This is a genomic window from Pseudomonas sp. WS 5027, from assembly GCF_012985695.1.
GTDB classification, from domain to species: Bacteria; Pseudomonadota; Gammaproteobacteria; order Pseudomonadales; family Pseudomonadaceae; genus Aquipseudomonas; species Aquipseudomonas hygromyciniae.
Genome location: NZ_JAAQWU010000004.1, coordinates 74,524 through 96,865, shown reverse-complemented (window position 1 = coordinate 96,865; position 22,342 = coordinate 74,524). Strand labels below are relative to the sequence as shown.

The 22,342-nt window shown below is 62.7% G+C and carries 21 protein-coding genes; 11 read left to right on the top strand and 10 right to left on the bottom strand.

Going from position 1 to position 22,342, the window contains the following annotated elements:
• Positions 1-159: 159 nt before the first annotated feature.
• From HBO09_RS06985 to HBO09_RS06965, 5 genes are all read right to left on the bottom strand, one after another.
• On the bottom strand, positions 160-1,299 hold the full coding sequence (locus HBO09_RS06985; protein WP_169996418.1) for a branched-chain amino acid ABC transporter substrate-binding protein: 1,140 nt from the start codon (positions 1,297-1,299) through the stop codon (positions 160-162).
• An 84-nt stretch (positions 1,300-1,383) separates the two neighbouring features.
• Entirely contained in the window at positions 1,384-2,100 is a 717-nt protein-coding gene (locus HBO09_RS06980; RefSeq protein WP_092235636.1) for an ABC transporter ATP-binding protein, read from the bottom strand.
• Positions 2,093-2,866, bottom strand: a complete 774-nt coding sequence (locus HBO09_RS06975; protein ID WP_169996421.1) for an ABC transporter ATP-binding protein — start codon at positions 2,864-2,866, stop codon at positions 2,093-2,095. The genes HBO09_RS06980 and HBO09_RS06975 overlap by 8 nt, the downstream gene beginning before the upstream one ends.
• Positions 2,863-3,963: an ABC transporter ATP-binding protein gene (locus tag HBO09_RS06970; protein ID WP_169996423.1), complete on the bottom strand. Its 1,101-nt coding sequence runs from the start codon at positions 3,961-3,963 to the stop codon at positions 2,863-2,865. Before HBO09_RS06970 ends, HBO09_RS06975 begins: the two co-directional genes overlap by 4 nt.
• On the bottom strand, positions 3,960-4,907 hold the full coding sequence (locus tag HBO09_RS06965) for a branched-chain amino acid ABC transporter permease (RefSeq protein ID WP_169996551.1): 948 nt from the start codon (positions 4,905-4,907) through the stop codon (positions 3,960-3,962). The genes HBO09_RS06970 and HBO09_RS06965 overlap by 4 nt, the downstream gene beginning before the upstream one ends.
• Positions 4,908-5,114: 207 nt before the next feature.
• Between HBO09_RS06965 and HBO09_RS06960 the strand changes: the two genes are divergently transcribed.
• Both HBO09_RS06960 and HBO09_RS06955 read left to right on the top strand, forming a co-directional pair.
• Entirely contained in the window at positions 5,115-6,020 is a 906-nt protein-coding gene (locus HBO09_RS06960; RefSeq protein WP_169996425.1) for a LysR substrate-binding domain-containing protein, read from the top strand.
• A gap of 192 nt (positions 6,021-6,212) precedes the next feature.
• The gene (locus HBO09_RS06955) at positions 6,213-6,641 is read left to right on the top strand and encodes a hypothetical protein (RefSeq protein ID WP_170060857.1); all 429 of its coding nucleotides are present in this window, start codon (positions 6,213-6,215) and stop codon (positions 6,639-6,641) included.
• Between the two features lie 74 nt (positions 6,642-6,715).
• On the opposite strand, the gene HBO09_RS06950 is transcribed toward HBO09_RS06955, so the two are convergent.
• Positions 6,716-7,195: an Lrp/AsnC family transcriptional regulator gene (locus tag HBO09_RS06950; RefSeq protein ID WP_029292979.1), complete on the bottom strand. Its 480-nt coding sequence runs from the start codon at positions 7,193-7,195 to the stop codon at positions 6,716-6,718.
• Positions 7,196-7,355: 160 nt separating this feature from the next.
• On the opposite strand from HBO09_RS06950, the gene HBO09_RS06945 reads away from it, so the two are divergent.
• The 9 genes from HBO09_RS06945 (at position 7,356) to HBO09_RS06905 (ending at position 17,998) form a co-directional block, all read left to right on the top strand.
• Positions 7,356-9,170, top strand: a complete 1,815-nt coding sequence (locus HBO09_RS06945; protein WP_169996429.1) for a tyrosinase family protein — start codon at positions 7,356-7,358, stop codon at positions 9,168-9,170.
• The gene (locus HBO09_RS06940; RefSeq protein ID WP_169996431.1) at positions 9,167-10,912 is read left to right on the top strand and encodes a hypothetical protein; all 1,746 of its coding nucleotides are present in this window, start codon (positions 9,167-9,169) and stop codon (positions 10,910-10,912) included. The genes HBO09_RS06945 and HBO09_RS06940 overlap by 4 nt, the downstream gene beginning before the upstream one ends.
• A 148-nt stretch (positions 10,913-11,060) precedes the next feature.
• Positions 11,061-12,659, top strand: coding sequence for a hypothetical protein (locus tag HBO09_RS06935; RefSeq protein ID WP_169996433.1), 1,599 nt, complete (start codon positions 11,061-11,063; stop codon positions 12,657-12,659).
• A complete protein-coding gene (locus HBO09_RS06930) occupies positions 12,656-13,477 on the top strand; it encodes a hypothetical protein (RefSeq protein WP_169996435.1) in 822 nt (273 codons plus the stop codon). The genes HBO09_RS06935 and HBO09_RS06930 overlap by 4 nt, the downstream gene beginning before the upstream one ends.
• Positions 13,478-13,653: 176 nt before the next feature.
• The gene (locus tag HBO09_RS06925; protein ID WP_169996437.1) at positions 13,654-14,373 is read left to right on the top strand and encodes a response regulator transcription factor; all 720 of its coding nucleotides are present in this window, start codon (positions 13,654-13,656) and stop codon (positions 14,371-14,373) included.
• Positions 14,370-15,710, top strand: coding sequence for a sensor histidine kinase (locus HBO09_RS06920; RefSeq protein WP_169996439.1), 1,341 nt, complete (start codon positions 14,370-14,372; stop codon positions 15,708-15,710). Before HBO09_RS06925 ends, HBO09_RS06920 begins: the two co-directional genes overlap by 4 nt.
• Before the next feature lie 194 nt (positions 15,711-15,904).
• On the top strand, positions 15,905-16,192 hold the full coding sequence (locus tag HBO09_RS06915) for a DUF3649 domain-containing protein (RefSeq protein WP_169996441.1): 288 nt from the start codon (positions 15,905-15,907) through the stop codon (positions 16,190-16,192).
• Positions 16,189-17,727: a PepSY-associated TM helix domain-containing protein gene (locus HBO09_RS06910; protein ID WP_169996444.1), complete on the top strand. Its 1,539-nt coding sequence runs from the start codon at positions 16,189-16,191 to the stop codon at positions 17,725-17,727. The genes HBO09_RS06915 and HBO09_RS06910 overlap by 4 nt, the downstream gene beginning before the upstream one ends.
• Before the next feature lies 1 nt (position 17,728).
• Positions 17,729-17,998 (top strand): DUF3325 domain-containing protein, encoded by a 270-nt coding sequence (locus HBO09_RS06905; RefSeq protein WP_169996446.1) that lies wholly within the window; start codon positions 17,729-17,731, stop codon positions 17,996-17,998.
• 418 nt (positions 17,999-18,416) lie between these two features.
• Here the strand turns inward: HBO09_RS06905 and HBO09_RS06900 are convergent, their stop codons facing one another.
• From HBO09_RS06900 to hisC, 4 genes are all read right to left on the bottom strand, one after another.
• A complete protein-coding gene (locus HBO09_RS06900) occupies positions 18,417-19,484 on the bottom strand; it encodes an NAD(P)-dependent alcohol dehydrogenase (protein WP_169996448.1) in 1,068 nt (355 codons plus the stop codon).
• Between the two features lie 114 nt (positions 19,485-19,598).
• The gene (locus HBO09_RS06895) at positions 19,599-20,105 is read right to left on the bottom strand and encodes a GNAT family N-acetyltransferase (RefSeq protein ID WP_169996450.1); all 507 of its coding nucleotides are present in this window, start codon (positions 20,103-20,105) and stop codon (positions 19,599-19,601) included.
• Positions 20,106-20,164: 59 nt separating this feature from the next.
• The gene (locus HBO09_RS06890; RefSeq protein ID WP_169996452.1) at positions 20,165-21,175 is read right to left on the bottom strand and encodes a cysteine synthase family protein; all 1,011 of its coding nucleotides are present in this window, start codon (positions 21,173-21,175) and stop codon (positions 20,165-20,167) included.
• A 37-nt stretch (positions 21,176-21,212) separates the two neighbouring features.
• Positions 21,213-22,334, bottom strand: coding sequence for a histidinol-phosphate transaminase (gene hisC / locus HBO09_RS06885; RefSeq protein WP_169996454.1), 1,122 nt, complete (start codon positions 22,332-22,334; stop codon positions 21,213-21,215).
• Positions 22,335-22,342: the final 8 nt, after the last annotated feature.

Below are 22,342 nucleotides of genomic sequence, written 5' to 3'. Positions count from 1 at the left end.
AGATCCAATGTGGGTGCTGCCAAATGTGGGAGCTGTCTCGCCCGGCGAGGCTGCGATGCAGACACCACGGTGTCGCAGATACACCGCGGTGATCCCATCGCAGCCTCGCCGGGCGAGACAGCTCCTACATGAGCTGCGCCTACACTTAAATCCAGCGCGTTACTTTTTGCCGCCAGCCACGCTCACCGGTTGCCATTGATTGGCCTTGACCTGGTAAACGGTGAACGACGGGTTCTGCAGATTGCCCTGGGCATCGAATGCGATGGTCCCGGTCACACCCGGATAGCTGATGGCGCGCAGTACCGGCAGGTACTTCTGCGGATCGGTGGAGTTGGCCTGCTCGATGGCGGCGATCAACACGCCCACACCGTCATAGGCGAAAGGTGCGTGCAGCTCGATGTTGCTTTTGAAGCGCGCCTTGTAGGCCTCTTCAAATGCTTTGCCGCCTGGCATCTGCGCCACGGCCAGGCCGGGTTCCAGGGCGATCACGCCCTCGCCTTCGTTCTGTGCCAGTTGCAGGAAGGTCTGGCTGACAAAGCCGCCTGCGCCCATCAACGGCGCCTTGATCCCCAACTGCTTGATGCGTCGGGCCAGCGGTGCAGCCTGGGAGTCGACGCCGCCAAAGAAGATCAGGTCGGGGTTTTGCCCGCGGATGTTGGTCAGTACCGCGCTGAAGTCGATGGTTTTGTCGTCCACGTATTCGCGGGCAACCACCTTGGCGCCACCGGCCTCGATGGACTTGACGAACTGATCCGCCAGGCCCTGGCCGAATGCGGTGCGGTCGTCGATCACGGCGATGCGCTGCGCCTTGAGGGTCTTGAGTGCATAGTCGCCGGCGACCTGGCCGCCGTCATCGTCGTGGCCCATGATCCGCAAGCTGGTGTCGAAACCTTGCTGGGTATAGGCGTGACCAGTGGCCACCGGCGCGACCTGGGCAATCCCGGCGTCATGGTAGACCCGTGCCGCCGGGATGCTGGTGCCGGTGTTCCAGTGGCCGACCACGCCGACCACGCCTTCGTCCACCAGACGCTGGGCCACGGTGACGGCGGTGCGTGGGTCGGATTGGTCGTCCTCGGACACCAGCTTGTAGGTCACCGCTTCGCCGTTGATTTTCGGATGCTTGGCGTTGGCCTGGTCAATGGCCAGTTGCGCGCCGTTTTCCAGGTCTTTGCCGATCCGTGCCGATGGACCGGTCAGGGGTCCGGCCAGGCCGATCAGTACCGTCTGGTCGGCCTGGGCCACGCCGCTCAGGGCCAGGCTCAACAGCAGTACGCGTTTGAAGGGGGCAGTCTTGTTCATGGTTTTTTCCTGTTTCTCAGCAGGCCCTCATGGCCTGTGGGGTTGACGAAACACGCCGGGCGTCCGGTGGCGTTTGTTATGGGGTTATTCACCGAGGTAGGCACTGCGCACCTCGGGGTGGTCGAGCAATTGGTCACTGGCACCGCTGAGGCTGATGCGCCCGGTGTCCATCACGTAGGCGCGGTCAGTCACTTGCAGCGCAAGGCGCGCATTTTGCTCCACCAGCAGCAAAGTCATGCCCTGGCGGCACACATCATCGATCACCTGGAACAGCTTTTCGACCATGATCGGCGCCAGGCCCATGGACGGCTCATCGAGCACCAGCAGGCGGGGCTTGGACAGCAACGCACGAGCCAGGGCGAGCATCTGCTGCTCGCCACCGGAGAGCAAGCCGGCCGACTGCTGCAAGCGCTCTTCCAGGCGTGGGAAGTGTTCGAACAACTGGCGGATTTCCAGGTTCACCTGCTGTGGGTCGCGGCGCAGGAATGCGCCGGCCTGGAGGTTTTCCAGCACGCTCATGCGCGCAAAAATGCCACGCCCTTCCGGCACCATGGCGATGCCCAGGGTCAGGCGCTCATGGGGCGCCAGGTTGAGGATCGAACGGCCAGCAAAGCGGATCTGCCCCGCAGCGGCCGGCAGCAACCCGGTCAGGGCCTTGAGGCTGGAGCTTTTGCCGGCGCCATTGGCGCCGATCAGCGTGACCCGTTCACCTTCATCAATATGCAGGTCCAGGGACTTGACCGCCTCGATGGCGCCGTAGCGCACCTTCAGGCCGTCAATCTGCAACAACGCTTCAGACATGGGCGCCGGCTCCCAGATAGGCCTGGATCACTTCCGGGTGGCGGCGCACTTCGGCAGGCGCCCCCACGGCGATCACGCGGCCGTAGTCCAGCACGCTGATGCGGTCGCACACGCCCATCACCAGCTTCACGTCGTGTTCGATCAGCAGCAGGGTATGGCCGTCATCGCGGATTTTTTCCAGCAGGCTGCGCAGTTGCACTTTCTCGCTGGCATTCATCCCGGCAGCCGGCTCGTCGAGGGCCAGCAGGCGCGGTTCGGTGGCCAGGGCACGGGCAATTTCCAGGCGCCGCTGGTGGCCGTAGGACAGGCTGTCGGCGCGGTAGTGGGCAAACCCGGCCAGGCCGACATAGGCCAGCAGGCGGTGGGCGTGGGCGCGGGTCTGCGCTTCTTCCTCGCGCCCGCGCGAATGCCCGCTCAAGGCCGCCCACACGCCGTTATGGGTGCGCACATGGCGCCCGACCATAACGTTTTCCAGGGCGCTCATGGCGTTGAACAGGCGGATGTTCTGGAACGTGCGCGCGATGCCGGCGCGGGCCACCTGGTGCACCGCCGTGGGCTGGTATTCCTCGCCGTCGAGTTGGAAACGCCCGGAATCCGGGGTGTACAGCCCCGTCATCACATTAAAGAAGGTGGTCTTGCCGGCGCCATTGGGCCCGATCAGGCCGTAGATTTCCCCGGCCTCGATACTCAAGCTCACGTCATCAAGCGCGGCCACGCCGCCAAACTGTTTATTGACCTTCTCGATCTGTAATAACGGATGGTTCAAGGTGCACCTCCTGTGCGGCTCGGCCAGAGGCCGGCGGGTCGATACAGCATCGCCAGAATCAGCGCCAGGCCGTAGAACAGCTGGCGGATAATCTCCGGGTCCACCAGCACCTGGCCAAACAGCGCCTGTTGCAAGGGGCCCATGCTGGCGCGCAACGCTTCGGGTAGGGCCGCGAGCAACACGCAGCCCAGAATCACCCCGGGGATATGCCCCATGCCGCCGAGCACCACCATGGCCAGCACGGCAATGGACTCATTGAGGGTGAAGGATTCCGGTGAAACAAAGCCTTGGAACGAGGCAAACAGCGCCCCACTGATACCGCCAAACGCCGCGCCAATGGCAAACGCCAGCAGCTTCAGGCGCAGGGTATTGAGGCCCATGGCCTGGGCCGCCTCTTCGTCCTCGCGGATCGCCATCCACGCACGGCCGATGCGCGAGCGCTCAAGGCGGATGCAGGCAAACAGGATCAGCACCACCAGCGCGGCGAACAGGTAGTAATAGAGGTAGACCGAGGGCAAGCGCAGGCCGAACAGTTCCTGGGTGCGTCCCAGGTTGACCCCCAGCAGCGTCACCGGATCAACCTGGGCGATGCCTTTGGGGCCGTTGGTGAGGTTCACCGGGCGGTCCAGGTTACGCAGCAATATGCGGATGATCTCGCCAAAGCCCAGGGTGACGATGGCCAGGTAGTCGCCGCGCAGGCGCAGGGTCGGCGCGCCGAGGATCACCCCGAACCCGGCCGCCAGCAGCGCCGCCAGCGGCAGTATCAGCCAGATCGAGGTGTGCATGCCCTCGGGCATCAGCGCCAGCAAGGCCGGGAACTGTTGCAACAGATGGGGCGACGAGAGCAATGCCGCCAGGTAGGCGCCCACCGCATAGAAGGCGATAAAGCCCATGTCCAGCAGGCCGGCATAACCCACCACGATGTTCAGGCCCAGGGCCAACATGATGTACAGCAGGGCAAAATCCAGGGTACGCACCCAGGTATTGCCGCCGGCATGCCCGACAATCCACGGGGCCAGCACCAGGGCCAGGGCGAACAGCAACAAGCCAAGGCTGGCGCGTTTGCTCGAAGGGCTCACAGCGGTTGCCAGGCTCATGCGCGGGTCGCCAATCGTTCGCCCAACAGCCCTTGGGGACGGAACACCAGCACCGCGATCAACACGATAAAGGCGAACACATCCTGATAGTTGCTGCCAAACACGCCGTTGGTGGCGGCCCCCAGATAGCCGGTGCCCAGGGCTTCGATCAGCCCCAGCAACAGGCCGCCGAGCATGGCCCCCTTGAGGTTGCCGATACCGCCCAGCACCGCTGCGGTAAACGCCTTGATGCCGGGCAAAAAGCCCATATAGAAATGCGCGCTGCCGTAGTTGCTGGCCATCATGATGCCCGCCAGCGCGGCCAGGGCGCCGCCGATGGCGAAGGTCATGACAATGATGCGGTTGGGGTTGATGCCCATCAGGCTCGCCACTTGCGGGTTCTCGGCCACGGCGCGCATGGCCCGGCCAAAGCGCGTGCGCTCGACCAACAGCAGCAGCCCGACCATCAGGCTCAACGCCACGCCAATGGTGGTCAGCGCGGTGGCATTGGTCACGGCGGCATGGGTGGCATCGCCGGCCAGTACTTCGATGGGTTCCAGAGGCAGCAATTGCGGGAACATCTGCGGGTTACGGGTCCAGACCAGCATGGCGACGGTCTGCAACAACAGCGACACGCCGATACCACTGATCAACGGCGCCAGGCGCGGGGCGTTACGCAAGCGCCGATAAGCGACGCGCTCGATCACTACCGCCAGCACTGCACAGAAGGCCATGGCAATCATCGCCGCCGCCAGCAGCAATAGCACCGGTGGCATATCCGGCCAGGTCGCTTGCAGTACACGGATCACCGACAGGCCCACCAGCGCGCCAATCATCAACACATCGCCGTGGGCAAAGTTGATGATCCGCAAAATGCCGTAGACCATGGTGTAACCCAAGGCCACTAGCGCGTAGAGACTGCCCGACAGCAAGCCGTTAAGCAGTTGCTGGATAAACGCATCCATGAGAACCATCAACTCCATATACAAAAAACGTCGGTGCCAGGGCGCACCGACTAAAAGCCCGAGCGCGGAACACTAGTTATTTATTCTGTTTTTATCAAATATCTGAAAGGAATATGTTTATACCAAATACCAAACGCCCTATTTACGGCATCTTTTCCACGCTAACGCCGCTTTATTTATCTTTTTACTTGGTATTTAATTCAACACATGAATAATTTAGAACAGTTAGCTAACGATCCACCTTTACGTGCCGTGCGCACCTTCGAGGCCTTTGCCCGCCATGGTGGCGTGAATGCCGCCGCCCGCGAACTGGGGGTGTCGCCCTCGGCGGTCAGTCATCAACTGCACTTGCTCGAGAGCTTCCTGCAACAACCCCTGACGATGCGCCAAGGCCGCAACCTGGGCCTGACCGAAGAAGGCCGCGAGTACTACCGGGCGATTCGCTCGGCATTCGCGGTACTGCGCAGCGCCACCGAGCACGTGCGGGAAAAGAGCGCGACGCGCCAGGTCACCATCAGCCTGATCCCGATGTTCGCCACCAACCTGTTCATCCCGAACCTACCGCAGTTTTTGAGCGACAACCCGGCGCTGGATATCAACATCACCTACGCCAACCACCGCAGCTACCCCAGCGATGCCGCCGACCTGTCGATCCGCTTCGGCACCGGGCACTGGCCGGGGTATCACAGCGAGCCATTGATCAGCGGCGCGGTCACGCCGTTTTGCAGTCGCCAATTCCTGCAGCGCCACGGCCCTATCGACAGCCCCCAAACCCTCAGCGAACTGCCACTGCTGCACGACGAAGAACGCGGCACCTGGGGTCAATGGTTCGACGTGGCGGCGGTCAACCACAGCAACTCGCACAATGGCCTGTTGCTGGAGGATGGCCAGTTGACCCTGGTCGCCACCCTCACCGGCCTTGGCTGCTCGCTGCTGCGTGCACCGTTGGTGGCGCCGCTGGTGGCCCGGGGTGAACTGGTGCAACTGTCCGACTTGCCGGTGGATGACGGACGCCAGTATTACCTGTGCCGCCGGGCCAGCAGCGAACTGTCGAGCGAGGGCAATAACCTGTATGACTGGATCAAGAGCCGCTTGGGCCACACCCCCCTGTAGGAGCCGGCTTGCCGGCGAAGGTCGTTAACGATAACGCGGGATGCCTGACACGCTGAGGCGCTCTCGGGTTCTTCGCCGGCAAGCCGGCTCCTACAGTTGGGCATGGGCAAGTCTTGGCGACCGCCCACGCTGTCGTGCTGGTATGATGCCGCGCTTTGAAAAACCAGCTGTAGACCTGCGAGGAAATGCACCTTGAGTAACGACGCAAAAATGACCGGTGACCTGTTCGAAGTGGACAAGCGCCTGTCGCTCAAGCCCGTGGTGGACTTCAATAGCTATCTGCTGGCGGCCTTTGGCGACGGCCCTTGCACCTGCGTGCGCTGTGTTGCCAGCGCGGGTGACGAGAAAGGTTACGAGTATCAGCACAGCTTCAACTTCCAGGGCCAGGTGACCCACCGGCGCTTTGCGTTGACCGCTGGCAGTGATGTGCTGCAGATGTTGAAAAAGGCCTGGCTGTCCTATACCAAGGCCGAACTGCCGGGCAGTGGCGACTTGGCGCTGGAGACGGTCAAGGAGTTTGTCGAGCCGCAGTTGCACAAGCGTTTACTGCCGTTGTTGCTGGCCAGCGGATTGGTCAAGGATGTCGAGGGTAGCTTGCAGCTTCAGGCTGTCGCGGCCTGATAGACAAGCGGATCATGACAGCGAACACATAACCCTGTGGGAGCGGGCAAGCCCGCTCCCATACAAGCCGGCGTCTACAAGTCTGGAGGAAGGTGCTGTACGCCTTGCAGCGGCAGTTCATAAGACTTCTTCACCGTGCGCACCACCAAGGTCGACGAATAGGTGCGGATCGGAATATCCCGGTAAGTGTCGAGAAACCGATAGATGTATTCGGTGTACTCCGTGGCATCGCGAAACTTGGCCACCATCACAAAATCAAACTCCCCAGTCATCAAGTAGCAGTCCTGAATCTCCGGGTGGTTGGCCAGGATGTGCTGCATCTTGCGATCAATGTCGTTGCTGTCCTTGTCGAGCTTGATCAAAAAGAACGCTGTGACCTGGATCCCCAGCTTTTTTTCATCCAGCACCGCGACTTTCGCCTTGATGATGCCCACGCTCTCCAGGCGCCGGATGCGCCGGTAACAACTGGTCGAGGACAACCCCACGCTGTCGCTGAGCAGGTCCAGGCTCTGGGTGCAATCCTTCTGCAATTTGCCGAGAATTTTCAAATCCATGGCGTCTGTCATTATTTCCACATCTTCCTTGAGAAAACTGCAATGAATCCGCCGTAACGGGCGGCCAATTTGCACAATTCACTGCACAGTGGCCCGTTACTATCAACTCCAGCTTAGCAGCCCCGGAAAATCCAGCATGGGGCCGCGTGAGAGGGATCTTATGATAGTCGCGAAACCGACATGGGCCGCTGATATCCAAGGGCTTTTCACCGCGCCTTACTGGATACCACCAGCAGATCGCGCCAAAGTCGCAGGCTCGTGGGTGCGCTGCATGAACGCCTACGATGTGTTCCTGGAAGACCCCGACTCGGTCAAGACCTGGTCCGAAACCATCTACCAGCACCTGGCGTCGCGCAACATGCCGCTGACCCTGGACGACCGGCAATTCTGGCCCATTGACGCTCTGGAAACCTTCCGGCTGTGGGTCAACCAGGGTTGGCGCCTGAACAGCTTTTCGCCATTCGATATCGCCGAGCGCATCCCGCCTCCGGATCTGCCGCACCCGGTCAAGCGCGTGCGCCAGGACATCCGCGCGCTGAGCCAGGAGCAACTGGACCTGTACCGTGCGCGGCTCGACGACGTGATGCAAATCGGCAACCCGGACAATGGCTCGCCCTGGCAGCGCTATGCCTATATCCACACCAACTGGTGCCTGCATTACCAGGAAGCCTTTGCCTTGTGGCATCGCGCCTACCTGCTGTACCTGGAAGCCTTGATCGACTGCCCGATCCCGTATTGGGACTGGATGGCCGAGGACGCCAGTATCGATGGCAGCCCCCAGGCCGGCCTGCCCCAGGCCTTTCTCGATGAAACCTATGTACACCCCCACAGCGGCGAAGTGCGGCGTAACCCATTGCGGTATGCGGCGGCCAAAGATGGTCGCTCCAAAGTCTGTGCCTCGGGCGAGGTCGAGGGTGTGGATTGCCGCTTCGTGCAGCGCAACCCGCTGTTCTACACCCAGGGCGATCAGCAGCGCTTCAAGCGCACACAGCTGTTTGGCATGAGCCGGATTTTCCAGCAGCAGGTGGTGGATGCCTTGAAATTCAGGACCTTCAGCCAGCCCCAGGGCGTGCCGGGGTATCCCTGGGCCAATATCACCGTGTTTGATCCACCGCAAAAGGACGAGCTGTACCCCAACCGCACGCTGAATTTCGATGGCCTGTTTGAACAGCCCCACGACAACTATCACGGCTGGATCGGCGGCGATATGGCCGATAACGCCTACACCGCGTTTGACCCGGTGTTCTGCTCCTACCACGCCAATATCGATCGCGTATTGGAGATCTGGATCCGTGCCAACCCGGCGGCGCAGTACACCACCCAGTGCCTGCTCCAGCCGTTTGCCGGCAGCCAGGCCGAGTCGATCACATTCACCAGTGCCGATGCCTGGCGCTATACCACCCTGGGCGATATGGCCCAGGACAGCCGGCATATCGGCTACGACTACGGCACCCCGGTGGCGCCACCCTTCGGCGCCCGGCGCGCCAGCGCGAACACCTGCTGCCCGCACAGTGCCGCGCCTGTCCAGGAGCAGGTCCAGGCCAGCGGCCCATGGGTGGTGTTCGACCATGTGCGCTGCACCCACGACACCTACCTGATCGACGTTTTCCTCAACCAGCCCGACGCCACGCCACAGCAGGTCAACGCTGATAACCCGCACTACATCGGGCGCTTCAGCCGCATCGGCATGGGGTTGGTGGATGACAAGGGCCGTTGCATCACCCACGGCGTCTGCCGCGCACTGAATGCCGCGCGCAGTGTCTCGGCGTTGCACCTTGGCCCCACGGACGCCGTGCAGTTGAGCCTGCTGGTCACCCATCTCGATAGTGGCCGGGTATTGGCGCCGCAAGAATACGCGCCGCTGCCTGGCTTTATCGCCCAACTGGTGTGGGACGACCCGCGCCAGACCCTCGCCGACCCTCCCCCGAGTGCCGGTTGCTGCAGCATTTCTACCCCCCATGGAGATTTGTCATGAGCACGCCCTTCAAGCAATTCACCTCCCCCGCTGGGCAAGCGCCAAAGGACTACAACAAACTGGGCCTGGAAGACCAGTTGCCGCAGTTTGAAACCGACTGGAACAACGACATCACTGGCTGGACCGAAGCGGCGATCATCGGCAACCCGTGGTCAGGCCTGTATGACGCGCCCCGCTCGGCCTATTACAACCCGCTGGTCGAGGGCTATGGCGACACGACCCTGCCGGCGATTACCTGGCAACCCTTTCCCAATCGGTTGTGGACCTTTTTCTACAACAACGGCACGGCGGTGATTCCGCAACTGGGCAACAAGGCCATGACCCTGCAACAAGTGATGGAGCTGACCGACAACGGCCAGATCACCATCAACGGCACCCTGTACACCCTGTACGACCCGGACAAGAAAGGCACCCTGCTGCAATTGCCAGTGACCCGCTGCCCGACTATCGACTGGAACGGCAAATACAAAGACTTCTCGCCCTCCGGACCACGGGGCTGGCTGGACGAATACTGCGAGTGGTCGATCGTGCGCGATACCAACGGCAAGATGCGCAAGATCACCTTCACCAGTGAAAACCCGGCGTACTTCCTGGCCATGTGGCGCATCGATCCGAATGCCGTGCTGGGCTTGTATCGCGACTACATCGACCCGAATGTGCAACTGCAAGATCTCTATCTGCGCTACACCGCCGACTGCAAGACCGGCAAGGCCGGTGACCCGGTGATTGACCCGACCACTGGCCTGCCGGCCTACGACACGGTCAACAAATGGAACTCCGGCACTGCCTGCACCCCCGGCCAGTTCGGCGGCGCGATGCACCTGACCTCGGGGCCCAACACCCTCAGCGCCGAGGTGTACCTGGCGGCGGCGGCCACGATCATGCGCCCCCTGAAGAGCAGCCAAAGCGCCCAGGCCCTGATCTGCTGCGCGCAATATGGCCAGAACTATCGCAACTCCGACCCCCATATCGGCTTTGCCGCCAATGGGGCGACCAATGATGGGGCCACCCCCAGCCGCATTTCCCTGACCAACCCCATTGCCCTGTACCTGCAACAGCCGACCAACTTCGATGCATGGAAAGGCCCCCAAGGCCAGGATGTGAGCCAGTACTGGCGCATTACCCGCGGCACCGCCAAATCGGCGATCAACGGCTCTGACCAGATCCTGCAGGCGGTGTTCGAGGTCCCGGAAAGTGCGGGGTTCTCGATCAACGACATCACCATCAACGGCCAGCCGGTGAACTATGTGTGGGTAATTGCCCAGCAATTGCTGGTGGGCCTGAGTGTCACCACCATGCCGAGCACCGCGCAGGAGCAATCGCTTTGCGTGCAGGATCGGGTCGATGGCCTGCAACCCTGGCCGGTGCAGTTGTTGCCGCTGGACTTGTTCTACGGCCAGTCGCCCACCGACCTGCCGGCCTGGCTGGCCCCAGGCACCAGAGGACAATTCGCGCTGGTGGTACAAGGCGCCGACCTCAAGACCACCGCCACCACCGCACGGATCCAGTTCAACAACCCTGGGGTCACGGCAGAGGTCACGGAGTTCCTGCCCGACGCCTCGGCCATTCCGGGCCAGACCAATGCGGGCGGCACCCAGGGTTACATCATGACCATCACCGTCGCGTCGAACGCGGCGCCGGGACTGGTGACAGTGCGCGCGCTCAATCCGGGCGAGGCGGATAACGTCAGCGCGGCGGACCACCCTTGGGAGTCCGGGCTGGCGCTGGTGCCATCCCTTTAAGGCCCCCCTGTGGGAGCTGGCTTGCCAGCGAGAATCCTCAACGATAACGCGGGGTATCTGATGCCCAGCGGTGCTCTCAGGTTTTTCGCCAGCTTGCCGGCTCCTACAGAACGGCTAGAGGCTTCACCTTCATGCAAGGAGCGCGATGATGTACAGATTTCGCTTACGTGGTCTGCTGCTGGTTGGCACGCTACTGTCACTGTTTCTCCTGCCCTCGGCCCACGCGTCCGATGCCGACAACTGCGTCCAGCAGCAACTGGTGTTCGACCCAAACAGCGGCGGGTTTTTACCGGTCAATAACTTCAACACCACCGGCCAGAGCTTTATGAATTGCTTTGGCTGGCAATTGTTCATTGCCCTGAACTGGCCGGTGAACCCTGGATGGCCGGCCGATGCCAGCCTGGCGGGCGAACCGGACAGGACGATTACCGTCAAGCAATTCGGCGTACCCACCACCGCCGGGCAACCGATGAGCGTGGCGCCGGTCTGGGCCAGCTACAAGGACGCCAATGAGATTTTCCTGCCCGGCGCGCCAAAGCCCAGTGATTGGGGGTTGCAAACCCTGGTGCCGGCCAATTGCAGCAGCCAGGGCAGCCTGCAAGCGCTATCGGTCGGCGCGCGCAAGTTTATGAACGCCACCTCGGAAAGCGCGACCAACGCCAAGCATCGCTTCCACTTGTCCAGCGGTACCCTGGCGTCGATTCCCGACCCGATCATGGAAGCCGCCGGTGGCTGGCTGACGGACCAGACCGGCAACCTGGTGTATTTCGAGCGCAAGGTGGGCAAGGCCGAGTTTGACTATATCGTCAAGTACGGGTTGTACGATGCCGCCAACCAACTGACCGTGGCACAGAACAGCGATGGCAATCACCCGGCCGGGCTGTCCCTGCCCGCTGGCGAGCTGATGCGCTCGATGCCGACAAAACCCCTGCCCCAGGAAGAACTGGGCGCCCTGGAACTCAAGGCCGCCTGGCGCATCCTCACTGGCAAACCCCAGCTCTACGGGCGCTACCTGACCACCGTGGCCTGGCTCAAGAACCCCGCCACCCTGCAATGCACCCAACAAGTGGTGGGCCTGGTGGGCCTGCATATCATCAACAAGACCCAGAGTTCACCGAACTTCATCTGGACCACCTTCGAGCAAGTAGACAACGTACAAGAGCCAGGCCAAGTACCTGCGCAACAAACACCGCCCGACGGCTATACCTTCTACAACCCCAACTGCACCGGTGGTCCTGACGTGTGCATGGCGAACGTAGCCCGTATCCAGTGCAAACAGCACCACCCTGATCGCGAATGCACCGAACCCTATCCACGCGACCAGCCGGTGCAGACCACCCGCGAACACCCCTTGCCTTCGGACATACAGGCGCTCAACGGCGCCGTGCAGGCCAGCTTCGCCCAGCAGACCAACGGCCAGTCGGTGTTCCAGTACTACAAGCTAGTCAATGTGCTGTGGATCACCGCCCCGACCGCACCGGACCCGGAGCCGGGCGCGGGTGCGAAGGTGCCCCTGTCCTATGGCGCCTTTATCAGCGATAGCAACGTACCGGTGGCCAATACCACCATGGAGACCTACGTCCAGAGCATGGACTGCAATGCCTGCCATCAGCAGGCGACGATTGCCGGCAGCAGCACCCTGGCCTCGGACTTCTCGTTCCTGTTCAACAACGCCGATTCGGCCAAGCAAAAAAGCCTGATCAAGCGCGTACATGCCTTCGAAACCCTCAAGGATGGCCAACCATGAAACGCTCCCTTGCAACCCTACTGCTTGCGCTGTCGATGGCCCTCGCGCCGCTGGCCTTTGCCCATTCACCCCATGAACTGCACGCGGTCAGCAACGGCGCCGATGCCGATGCGCCGGGCAACCACGGCATGTTCATGGTCGGCTCGCAGACCCTGTTCCTGGTGCACATGCCAATGTTCACCACGGAAAAGCACATGTACCAGATCGTCCTCCAGGCCAGCCTGCCCGCAGACGTAATGGCCAAGTACCAGGCGCTGCGCGCGGCCAACCCGAGCAAGCCGTATAACCTGATCAACGTCGATAACGACACGTTCACCCTGCCTCAGCTCAAGGCCGGTGAAGTGACCTCGTTCAAGGCAACGATCTTTGACGGCTACTCCAACGATGGCGGCGGCACACCGGGACCGGTGCTGTTTGACAACGTGCCGGTAACGGTCGAATCGGTGGTGATCTACCGGCCATTCAACCTGGGCATCGACCGGCCTAAACAGCTGGTGTACACCCTGTTTGGCCGGGGCAATGAGGCGCACCTGACGCACTACATCGCCCAGGATCCGGACTTCCAGGAGATCATCACCCTGCCCGGCCCACCAGCGCCGTTTTCGGCGGCGCAATTGGTGTCGACGGTGGATTTGAACTTCACCACGGTGCAGTCGTTGCCGATTGTCTGCCAGTCGCCGCTCAAGCCTGGGGTTTACCCGACCTTGCTGGAAGGGCGCGCAGATGCGCCGGTGGCGCTGGATCTGGGACCGGCGGCGCAGCGCGTGTGGTATTCGACGGGAAATCTGTTGAACAAAAACGATCCTTGTCAGCCCTAGGATTTGCCGAAGTGCGCGCGGGCCCCAGGACCCGACTCAATATGGCGTATCTGGATGATCCGGTGTTCTGCCGGATCATCCGGCAAATACAGCAATAAACCGCAATCAATAGGAATGTGCCGAGAGTTTTGTCAGAATGCGCAACTTAGAAACATTCGCATTCGCAGGAAATTCCCATGCACGCCCCCCACTCGCTCCCCGCTGCGCGCCGTATCCTCGCCGTCGAGGATGATCCGGTGCTCGCCGCCCACCTGGACAGCCACCTGGGCCAGCGTGGCTTCGAGGTCACGTTGCGCCAGAGCGGTGGCGAAATCGTCGAGCTGGTGCGCGCGCAACCTTTCGACCTGATCCTGATGGATATCATGCTGCCGGGCTGCAGCGGCCTGGAGGTGCTCACGCAACTGCGCCGGCATCAACGGGTGCCGGTGATCCTGATGTCGGCCCTCGGTGCCGAGCAGGACCGCATCACCGGTTTCAGCCAGGGCGCCGACGATTACCTGCCCAAGCCGTTCAGCATGCTGGAAATGGATGTGCGCATCGACGCAATCCTGCGCCGCGTGGCCTATGAACATGAGGTGCCGGGCACGGCGCGCAATGAGGACCCGCAACTGACATTCGACGAGCAACGCACCGATGTCAGCCTCGATGAGCGGTGGGCCGATCTGACCACCACCGAGTATCGGGTCCTGGAAACCCTGGTGGCCCATGTCGATGAGGTGCTGACCAAGGCGTTCCTGTACCAGCAGGTGATGCACCGTGCGTACTCCCGGCATGATCGCAGCCTGGACATGCATGTCAGCCGTATCCGCCGCAAGTTACAGGCCATCGGCTACACCGCCGGGCGCGTGGAGACGGTCAGGAGTACCGGCTACCTACTGACCCGGCTGGCGCCATGAAGCTGCCCAACCGCCACTCCCTGCTATGGAAACTCAGCGGGGTGCTGGCCGTGCTGTGCCTGCTGGTGGTCAGCCTGCAAGTGGACTTGAGCCAGCGCCTGCTGGAAGCCACCGCACGGTTGCCCGCCCCGACCCGGCAGGTGCTTGTCGATTATGCGCAGCAGGCCGAAACCGCCTTGCGTGAGCACGGCGCAGCGGGCGTTGACGAGTTCCTGCAGACCTTGCAGGCCCGCGAGCAGGTATGGGCGGTGGTGGTGAATGACCACCAGTCGCTGTCCTCGCAAGCGTTGACCCCAATCGAGCGGCGCAAGTTGGATTTCGTCCGCCGGATCGACTGGCCGGTAGGTCGTCCCGGTGGCCGGCCGACGTTTTATATCCCGTTCAGCGATTGCGTATCGCGGTTGGTGATGGAGCTGCCCTTGCATCTGGACCCGCGCAAGGACAACGGGCGCTGGTACATCTTGCTGCAACAGGTACTGCCCACAGGCCTGGCGCTGTTGTTCGGCGTGCTGTTGTACCGGGTGCTGATTTCGCCCCTGGTGATCCTGCGGCGCCAGGCCAATGCCTTGAGCGCCGGGGACCTGGCCTCACGGGTCGGGGCCCAGGTGACGCGCCGCCGCGATGAGCTGGGTGAATTGGCCCGAGCCTTCGATCATATGGCCGAGCGCCTGGAAAGCACGGTGGTGTTGCAACGGCGCTTGCTGCGGGACTTGTCCCACGAACTGCGCACGCCCTTGAGCCGGCTGCGGGTGGCCGGCGAGCGCGAGCCCGACCCCGGCGCCCTGCGCCAGCGCCTGGAGCGCGAAGTGCAAGGCATGGAGCGCCTGATCGGCAGCACTCTGGAGCTGGTCTGGCTGGATACCGAACGCCCCTGCATGCCAGTGGAAGCGGTGGAGATGGAGCCGTTGTGGGATCTGCTGCGCGAAGACGCCTGTTTTGAAAGCGGCTGGTCAAGCGAGCGCCTGCCCTGCGAGCTACCCGCAGGCGTTTGGGTGCTGGGCAACCTCAACGGCCTGGCCCAGGCCCTGGAAAATATTCTGCGCAATGCCATCCGCCATTCCCCCGAACAGGGTGTGGTGCGCTTGACCGGTGTGCTTGAGGGCGATTTCTGGCACCTGTGCATTCAGGACCAGGGCCCGGGCATCGAGCCCGACAAGCTGGAGCAGATCTTCCTGCCGTTCACCCGCCTCAATGCAGCCCGCCCGGGCGGTGACGGTTATGGCCTGGGCTTGTCGATTGCGCGCAGCATCGTGCAGTTGCAAGGCGGTCAGTTGTGGGCGCAGAACACCACACCCGGGCTGTGCCTGCACCTGCGGCTCAAAGTGTATAAGTTGTAAATTGCGTTTACTCCCACATGAGAATCACTAGCATTCGAGCCCTGAATTTCTTGTGACCACTCAACCTATGTGGGATCGGCTTGTATGGGAGCTGGATTGCCTGCGATGGCATCACCTCAAAATTACCTGATAGACCGAGGCGTCTGCATCGCAGCCAAGCCAGCTCCCACAGGTCTAACGCTGATGAGCCCTCCATGAAAAGCAAATCCCAGGCGTTGCCGACACTCTCGCGGATTGTCGCCGCGCTGATCGGCGGTTACCTGTTTACCTATGCGTTTACCGCCGCCATGGCGCGCCTGTTGCCCATGGACAAGGTGGACGCGCTGGTGGTCGCCAGCCTGCCCTCCTTCCTGATCTATACCCTGGCGATTCTCTGGGCCTTCGCCTGTCGCAACGCCTGGCGCGCCTGGGCCGGGATGGCCCTGGCGCTGCCGTTGGCCGCCATCGGCTTCTGGCCACACTGGCGTGAGGTGCTGGGATGAAACACAAGACCCTGACCCAATCCATGGCCTGGCTGCACACCTGGAGCGGGCTGATTTTTGGCTGGTTGCTGTTTGCGATCTTTCTGACCGGCACCCTGGCGGTGTTCGACAAGGAAATCGACGGCTGGATGCGCCCGGAAATCCCCGCCACCAGCCTGTCGCAAAGCGCCGCCGCGCAACAGGCCCTTGGTTATCTGGCGCGCCAGCATCCCGAAGCGAAGACCTGGAACATCGGCCTGCCCGGCGAGCGCTCCGACACCCTGACAGTATCGGCCGGCGAACAACGGCGTGGCGGCGGCACCGCGCTCGACCCGCACACCGGCGAGCCCCTGGCCGTGCGCGAAACGGCCGGTGGGGGGTTCTTCTTCCGCTTCCACTTCACCCTCAACCTGCCCCGTGACCTGGGAATCTGGACTGTCGGTTTGGCTGCCATGGCAATGCTGGTGGCGCTGATCAGCGGGATCGTGATTCACAAGAAGTTCTTCAAGGATTTCTTCACCTTCCGCCCGGCCAAGGGCCAGCGTTCGTGGCTGGATGCGCATAATGCGACGGCCGTGCTGGTCCTGCCCTTTCACCTGATGATCACCTATACCGGGCTGGTGATTTTCTACCTGATCTACATGCCGGCGGCGGTGGATGCACTGTTCGATGGCGATCGTGACAACCTGGGCCGCGCCCTGCGCGGTGTGCCCGCCGAACAGCAGGTGCGCGGCGAACGCCCCACACGTAGCGAGGCGGCCGAGCTGACGGCGCTTGGGCCCCTGCTGGCCGAAGCGGAGCGAGCCATGGGGCCGGTTTCCAGCCTGTCGATCCACAACCCCGGACGCAGCAACGCACGGATCGAGGCACGCCCGGTGCTGGGCAATCGCATCGAGCTGACCAAGGGCCAAAGCATGCTGTTTGACGGGGTCAGCGGTGAAGTCCTGCGCCAACCCGCCGTCAGCCGGCCAAGCCTGCTGACCCAAAAGGTCATGGCCGGCCTGCACTTTGCCCAGTTTGGCGGCTACTCCATGCGCTGGTTGTACTTTGCCTGCGGCCTGGCCAGTTGCGCGATGCTGGCGACCGGGGTGGTCCTGTTTACCGTCAAGCGCCGTCGCCGACACGATGGCGAAGGGGCCGTCGGCGCCCTGCTCTACCACATCGCCGAACGCCTGAATGTGGCGGTGGTGGCCGGGTTGATGGTGGCATGCGTGGCCTTCCTGTGGGCCAACCGCTTGCTGCCGGTGGAACTGGCCCAGCGCGGTGGCTGGGAGGTGCGGATGTTTTTCCTGGTGTGGTTGCTGAGCCTGGGCCACGCGATTATCCGCCCCTGGCGCAGTGCCTGGCGCGAGCAACTGGGCCTGGCCGCCGCCCTGTGTATTGGCCTGCCGGCCCTGAGTCTGCTAGGGCAAAGCCTGGGTGATTACGTTTACCTGGAATTGACCAGCGTCGCCCTTGGCCTGCTGCTGGCCTGGTCGTGCTGGAAGTTGTACCAGGCGCCCAAGGAACGTGCCCCACGGCGCGTGGGCAAGCAACCTGCGGCAGAGGCCAACTGAGATGGCATTGATAGCAGCCTTGTTGCTGGCGTGCGCTGGAATGCTGGGGTTATGCCTAGGCTTGGAGCGGCACTACAAACAGCTCTGGCACCGCCCGCCCTCGCCCATGCTGCGCCGTGGCTTGCGGGGGATGGGCTGGGTGCTGCTGACGGCCAGCTTTGCCGCGAGTGTGCAGGTGTGGGGCTGGGCCATGGGGCCAGTGGCGTGGTTTGGCTTGATTTCACTGGCGGGGCTTAGCGTGGCGTTTCTGTTGCCCTACAGCGCCCGCTGAGTGGCGGCGGGCCGGTTGTTGTAGTCATATGTGGCGAGGGGGCTTGCCGGAACGCCGTATCGCCCCCGCTGGGCTGCGCAGCAGCCCCAAAACCATCCCCCTCGGTGTGCCTGACACTCCTCGGTGGGGCTTATATTGGGGCTGCTGCGCAGCCCAACGGGGGACAAGCCCCCTCGCCACAGGGGGGGCGTTGCAGCAGGTGGGAACTTACTGTGGATCGCAGATTTTCTGTGGCGAGCGGGCTTGCCCCGCGCTGGGTGGCGAAGCCACCCCAATCGCCTCACCACGTTGTGCCAGATATACCGAAGTGGCTGGTTTTGGGGCCGCTGCGCAGCCCAACGGGGGGCAAGCCCCCTCGCCACAACAAGCCCCGTCATCACAACAAGCATCATCACAACGGGCTTCCTGGCTAGGGCTCTCAGGCCGCTTGGATCTCGCGCTTGAGGCTGTCCATATCGATCACGAAGCGGTATTTCACATCGCCCTTGAGCATGCGCTCATAGGATTCGTTGATGCTCTGGATATCAATCATCTCGATCTGCGAGACGATTCCGTGCCGGGCGCAGAAGTCGAGCATGTCCTGGGTCTCCTGGATGCCACCGATCAATGAGCCGGCCAGGCTGCGGCGCTTGAAGATCAGGTTGAATACCGTGGGCGACGGGTGCGGACTGTCCGGCGCGCCCACCAGCGTCATGGTGCCGTCGCGCTTGAGCAGGTTGAGGAACGCGTCCAGGTCATGGGGCGCGGCCACGGTATTGAGGATGAAGTCCAGGCTGTTGGCGACCTTGGCCATTTCGTCCGGGTTCTTCGACACCACCACTTCGTCAGCCCCAAGGCGCAGGCCGTCTTCGCGTTTATTCGGCGAGGTGGTGAACAACACCACATGGGCGCCCATGGCATGGGCGATCTTCACCGCCATATGGCCCAGGCCACCGAGACCGACCACGCCGACCCTCTGCCCAGGCCCGACCTTCCAGTGGTGCAGCGGCGAATAGGTGGTGATCCCGGCACACAACAGCGGCGCCACGGCTGCCAATTGCGCCTCGTCGTGGGAGATGCGCAGGACGAACTTCTCCTTGACCACGATGTTGTCCGAGTAGCCGCCAAAGGTGTTCTCGCCCCCAAACACCGGACCGTTGTAGGTACCGGTAAAGCCGTTCTCGCAGTACTGCTCCTCGCCCTCGGCGCAGGATTCACAGTGCTGGCAGCTATCGACCATGCAACCGACGCCCGCCAGGTCGCCGACCTTGAAGCGGCTGACATTGGCCCCCACCGCTGTCACCCGGCCAACAATTTCATGGCCCGGCACCGACGGATAGAGGGTGTTGTTCCACTCATTGCGTACCGTGTGCAAGTCGGAGTGGCACACCCCGCAATAGAGGATATCGATCTGTACATCGTCAGCACCGGGGGCGCGACGCTCGAAGGTAAAGGGTTTGAGGGCATCCTTGGCGTCACGGGCGGCGTAGCTGTAAGTCTTGGCCATTGCGGTCACCTGTTTGCATCGACATTGAAGGTCAGTTGACCAGCATAGACGCCCAACCGTTCAACCGAAGTCAATCGGCGGTAATCCAGACAAACGCCTACCCGCGCCCACAGGTCAGTGAACCACCGCCCGGGTCACCAAAAAGTTCAACAAATGCGGTTCGTCATCCAACTCAATGGCCTGCACCGGGCGCGGCAGGTTGTCCAGTACGCTGCGCCAGAACGCCTGGGAGGCTTCGTCCTGATCGTAGAAACGCACCAGCCAGTCAGCCTCGCCGCTGGTCAGCACCTGAGTGGCCAGGGCGCGGCCTATGCCCTTGCGTCGATAGCGTTTGAGGATAAACAGGTCCGCCAACTCCAGAGCGTTGATCCCCGGCAGTTCGCTGCGCTCGATCAGCAGAAATCCGGCGATATAGCCGTCCACCAGCAGCAGGTTGGCGCTCCACTGCGGCTCCTGCCAGTAGCGCGCCAGATGTTCTTCATGGATGTAGAAACGGCCATCCTGCTCGACATCTTCCTGTTCCCAATCCGAGGATTCATAGGCATAGAACTGGTAGAGGTTGCAGATCAGCTCGGCCTGTTCCGGGCCGGTTTGGATCAGTTCGACAGTGGTGTCACTCATGGCGGGGCTCACGCGGGCGGGGCGCCACAGTAGCGAAGGCCGGCGCCCCAGGCAAGCCGCTAGGCTTGCTGCTTGAACGGGGGTAGCGCGCCCAACCACTGCTGCAGTTCGCGATGCACCTGCGGCGCCAGCAACTGCCGGTCTGCCATCCATTGGTCGTTGAATACCGTATCGAGGTATTTTTCGCCGCCATCGCACACCAGCGCCACGATGACGCTGTGGGCCGGGGCGTGCCGCGCCTCGCGCAGGGCCTGGTAAACCACACCGCCTGCCGAACCGCCCAGCAGCAGGCCGTAATGCCGCGCCAGGTAGCGCGCGGTTTCAAAGGCTTGGGCATCGCTGACGGTGAGCCCTTTATCAATCAACTCATAGTCGACCACGGCACCGATTTCCGCGCCTTGCGGGGTGCCGGTGCCGGACTGGTAATACGGCGCACCGGGGCCGCCGAAGATCACCGAGCCGCAGGGTTCGACACCAATCACTTGCAGGCCGTGGGCATGGCGCTTCAAGGCCCGCGCGGTGCCGCACAGTGAGCCACCGGTGCCCACGGCGCCCACCAGGTAGTGGATTTCATCGCCCAGCACCGCGCGCAGTTCCGCGGCCAGTTGCGTGTAGCCGTTGGCATTGGCCGGGTTGTGGTGCTGGCGGGTCCAATAGGCGCCCTGTTCGTTGGCGATACGCTCGGCCGTGGCATCGCGGTCGGCGGTGGCGAGCCCGCCACCGGGGTCGCCGACCCGCACCAGTTGCGCCCCAAAGGCTTGCATCGCTCGCAGTTTGTCGGGGCTGGCGTGTTCGTCGACCACGGCGGTGAAGCGGTAGCCACGCTCGGCGGCCAGCAACGCCAGGCCCAACCCGGTGTTGCCTGAGGTCGATTCGACAATCCGCCCACCCGGCTTGAGTTGCCCCGAGGCCTGCGCCTCGTCGAGCATCTGCCGGGCCATGCGGATCTTGGCGGTGCCGGTGGGGTTGAATTGCTCCAGCTTGAGCAGCACGCAGCTGCCGTTTTCGGTGTCGCACAATTTGAGCAGCGGCGTATCGCCGATCAGTTCGGACAGGCAAGTCTTGATCATGACAACCTCTGGGCAGTATGAAAAACCGGCGCGGCGCTTATCCGGCCAAGGCCGCGACGGCGCGTTGCAGGCTGGCGAGAAACGCCTGGTTTTCCTGGGTCAGGCCCAGGGACACGCGGATGAAACCGGTGTACCCCGGCTCGCGCCAGGCCTTGACGATGATCCCGTCCTTGAGCAGTTCGTCGACCACTTCCAGGGCATTGCAGGCGGTATCGATAAACAGGAAATTGGCCTGGGACGGCGCCACACGAAACCCCGCCGCCTGCAACCCTTCGGTCAGGCGTCGGCGCTCGATGGCGACAAACTCGCGGCTGCGAATCACATGGTGCGGGTCGAGCCAGGCGGCCTTGGCCGCCTCTTGGGCCATCTGATTGACGTTGTACGGCGTGCGCACCCGGTGCAGCGCATCGACCAGGCTGGGGTGCGAGGCGATGCCATAGCCGATCCGCAGCCCGGCCAACCCGTACGCCTTGGAGAACGTGCGCAGGATGATCCACGGCCGCGACTGTGCACCGAGGATCGCCAGGGCATCGGCGCCGTCCTCGACGAATTCGAAGTACGCCTCGTCGATCACCAACAAGGTGTCGGGGTGGGCGGCGGCGACCAGGGCCGTCAGCTCGGCGCTGGACAGCGCCGTGCCCACCGGATTGCAGGGGGTGCTGAGCATCAACAGCTTCGCCGGTTGCTTGAGGGCCGTGGCCCAGGCGCGCAGGTTGAAGCTGAAGTCCGGGTTGAGCGCCACCTTGTCCACCGTCGCGCCCATCATCAGCGGCAGGCTTTCATGCAGACTGAAACAGGGTTGCTGGGTCACTACCCGATCCTTGGGATCAAGCAACGCCAGGCACAACAGCTCGAGGATATTTTCCGAGCCGTTGCCGAGGATGAGCCTGGCGGGGTCCACACCCAACTGCCCGGCAATCAGTTGCCGCAGCGCCCGGCCAGTGGGGTCGGGGTAGCGCGCAAGCCCTTCCCCGCCCTGGCGCGTAAGCATCGCAGCGGCTGCCGGCGACATGCCCAGAGGGTTTTCGCAGTTGGACAGTTTGGTCACCATGGGCGTACCCAACTGGCGTGGATCGGCGCCCGGGTCATACAGGGGCAAGCGCCGCACACTGGGCCGTACCAGCGCCTCGATGCATTGCGCGGGGTTGTCTTGATGCATGGAACACC

Coding starts and splice junctions, on each gene's coding strand:
- HBO09_RS06910 (WP_169996444.1), top strand. CDS start 16,189: ATGAAACACAAGACCCTGACCCAATCCATGGCCTGGCTGCACACCTGG.
- HBO09_RS06935 (WP_169996433.1), top strand. CDS start 11,061: ATGTACAGATTTCGCTTACGTGGTCTGCTGCTGGTTGGCACGCTACTG.
- HBO09_RS06925 (WP_169996437.1), top strand. CDS start 13,654: ATGCACGCCCCCCACTCGCTCCCCGCTGCGCGCCGTATCCTCGCCGTC.
- HBO09_RS06915 (WP_169996441.1), top strand. CDS start 15,905: ATGAAAAGCAAATCCCAGGCGTTGCCGACACTCTCGCGGATTGTCGCC.
- HBO09_RS06895 (WP_169996450.1), bottom strand. CDS start 20,105: ATGAGTGACACCACTGTCGAACTGATCCAAACCGGCCCGGAACAGGCC.
- HBO09_RS06965 (WP_169996551.1), bottom strand. CDS start 4,907: ATGGATGCGTTTATCCAGCAACTGCTTAACGGCTTGCTGTCGGGCAGT.
- HBO09_RS06985 (WP_169996418.1), bottom strand. CDS start 1,299: ATGAACAAGACTGCCCCCTTCAAACGCGTACTGCTGTTGAGCCTGGCC.
- HBO09_RS06905 (WP_169996446.1), top strand. CDS start 17,729: ATGGCATTGATAGCAGCCTTGTTGCTGGCGTGCGCTGGAATGCTGGGG.
- HBO09_RS06940 (WP_169996431.1), top strand. CDS start 9,167: ATGAGCACGCCCTTCAAGCAATTCACCTCCCCCGCTGGGCAAGCGCCA.
- HBO09_RS06890 (WP_169996452.1), bottom strand. CDS start 21,175: ATGATCAAGACTTGCCTGTCCGAACTGATCGGCGATACGCCGCTGCTC.
- HBO09_RS06900 (WP_169996448.1), bottom strand. CDS start 19,484: ATGGCCAAGACTTACAGCTACGCCGCCCGTGACGCCAAGGATGCCCTC.
- HBO09_RS06950 (WP_029292979.1), bottom strand. CDS start 7,195: ATGGATTTGAAAATTCTCGGCAAATTGCAGAAGGATTGCACCCAGAGC.
- HBO09_RS06960 (WP_169996425.1), top strand. CDS start 5,115: ATGAATAATTTAGAACAGTTAGCTAACGATCCACCTTTACGTGCCGTG.
- HBO09_RS06930 (WP_169996435.1), top strand. CDS start 12,656: ATGAAACGCTCCCTTGCAACCCTACTGCTTGCGCTGTCGATGGCCCTC.
- HBO09_RS06970 (WP_169996423.1), bottom strand. CDS start 3,963: ATGAGCCTGGCAACCGCTGTGAGCCCTTCGAGCAAACGCGCCAGCCTT.
- HBO09_RS06945 (WP_169996429.1), top strand. CDS start 7,356: ATGATAGTCGCGAAACCGACATGGGCCGCTGATATCCAAGGGCTTTTC.
- HBO09_RS06920 (WP_169996439.1), top strand. CDS start 14,370: ATGAAGCTGCCCAACCGCCACTCCCTGCTATGGAAACTCAGCGGGGTG.
- hisC (WP_169996454.1), bottom strand. CDS start 22,334: ATGCATCAAGACAACCCCGCGCAATGCATCGAGGCGCTGGTACGGCCC.
- HBO09_RS06980 (WP_092235636.1), bottom strand. CDS start 2,100: ATGTCTGAAGCGTTGTTGCAGATTGACGGCCTGAAGGTGCGCTACGGC.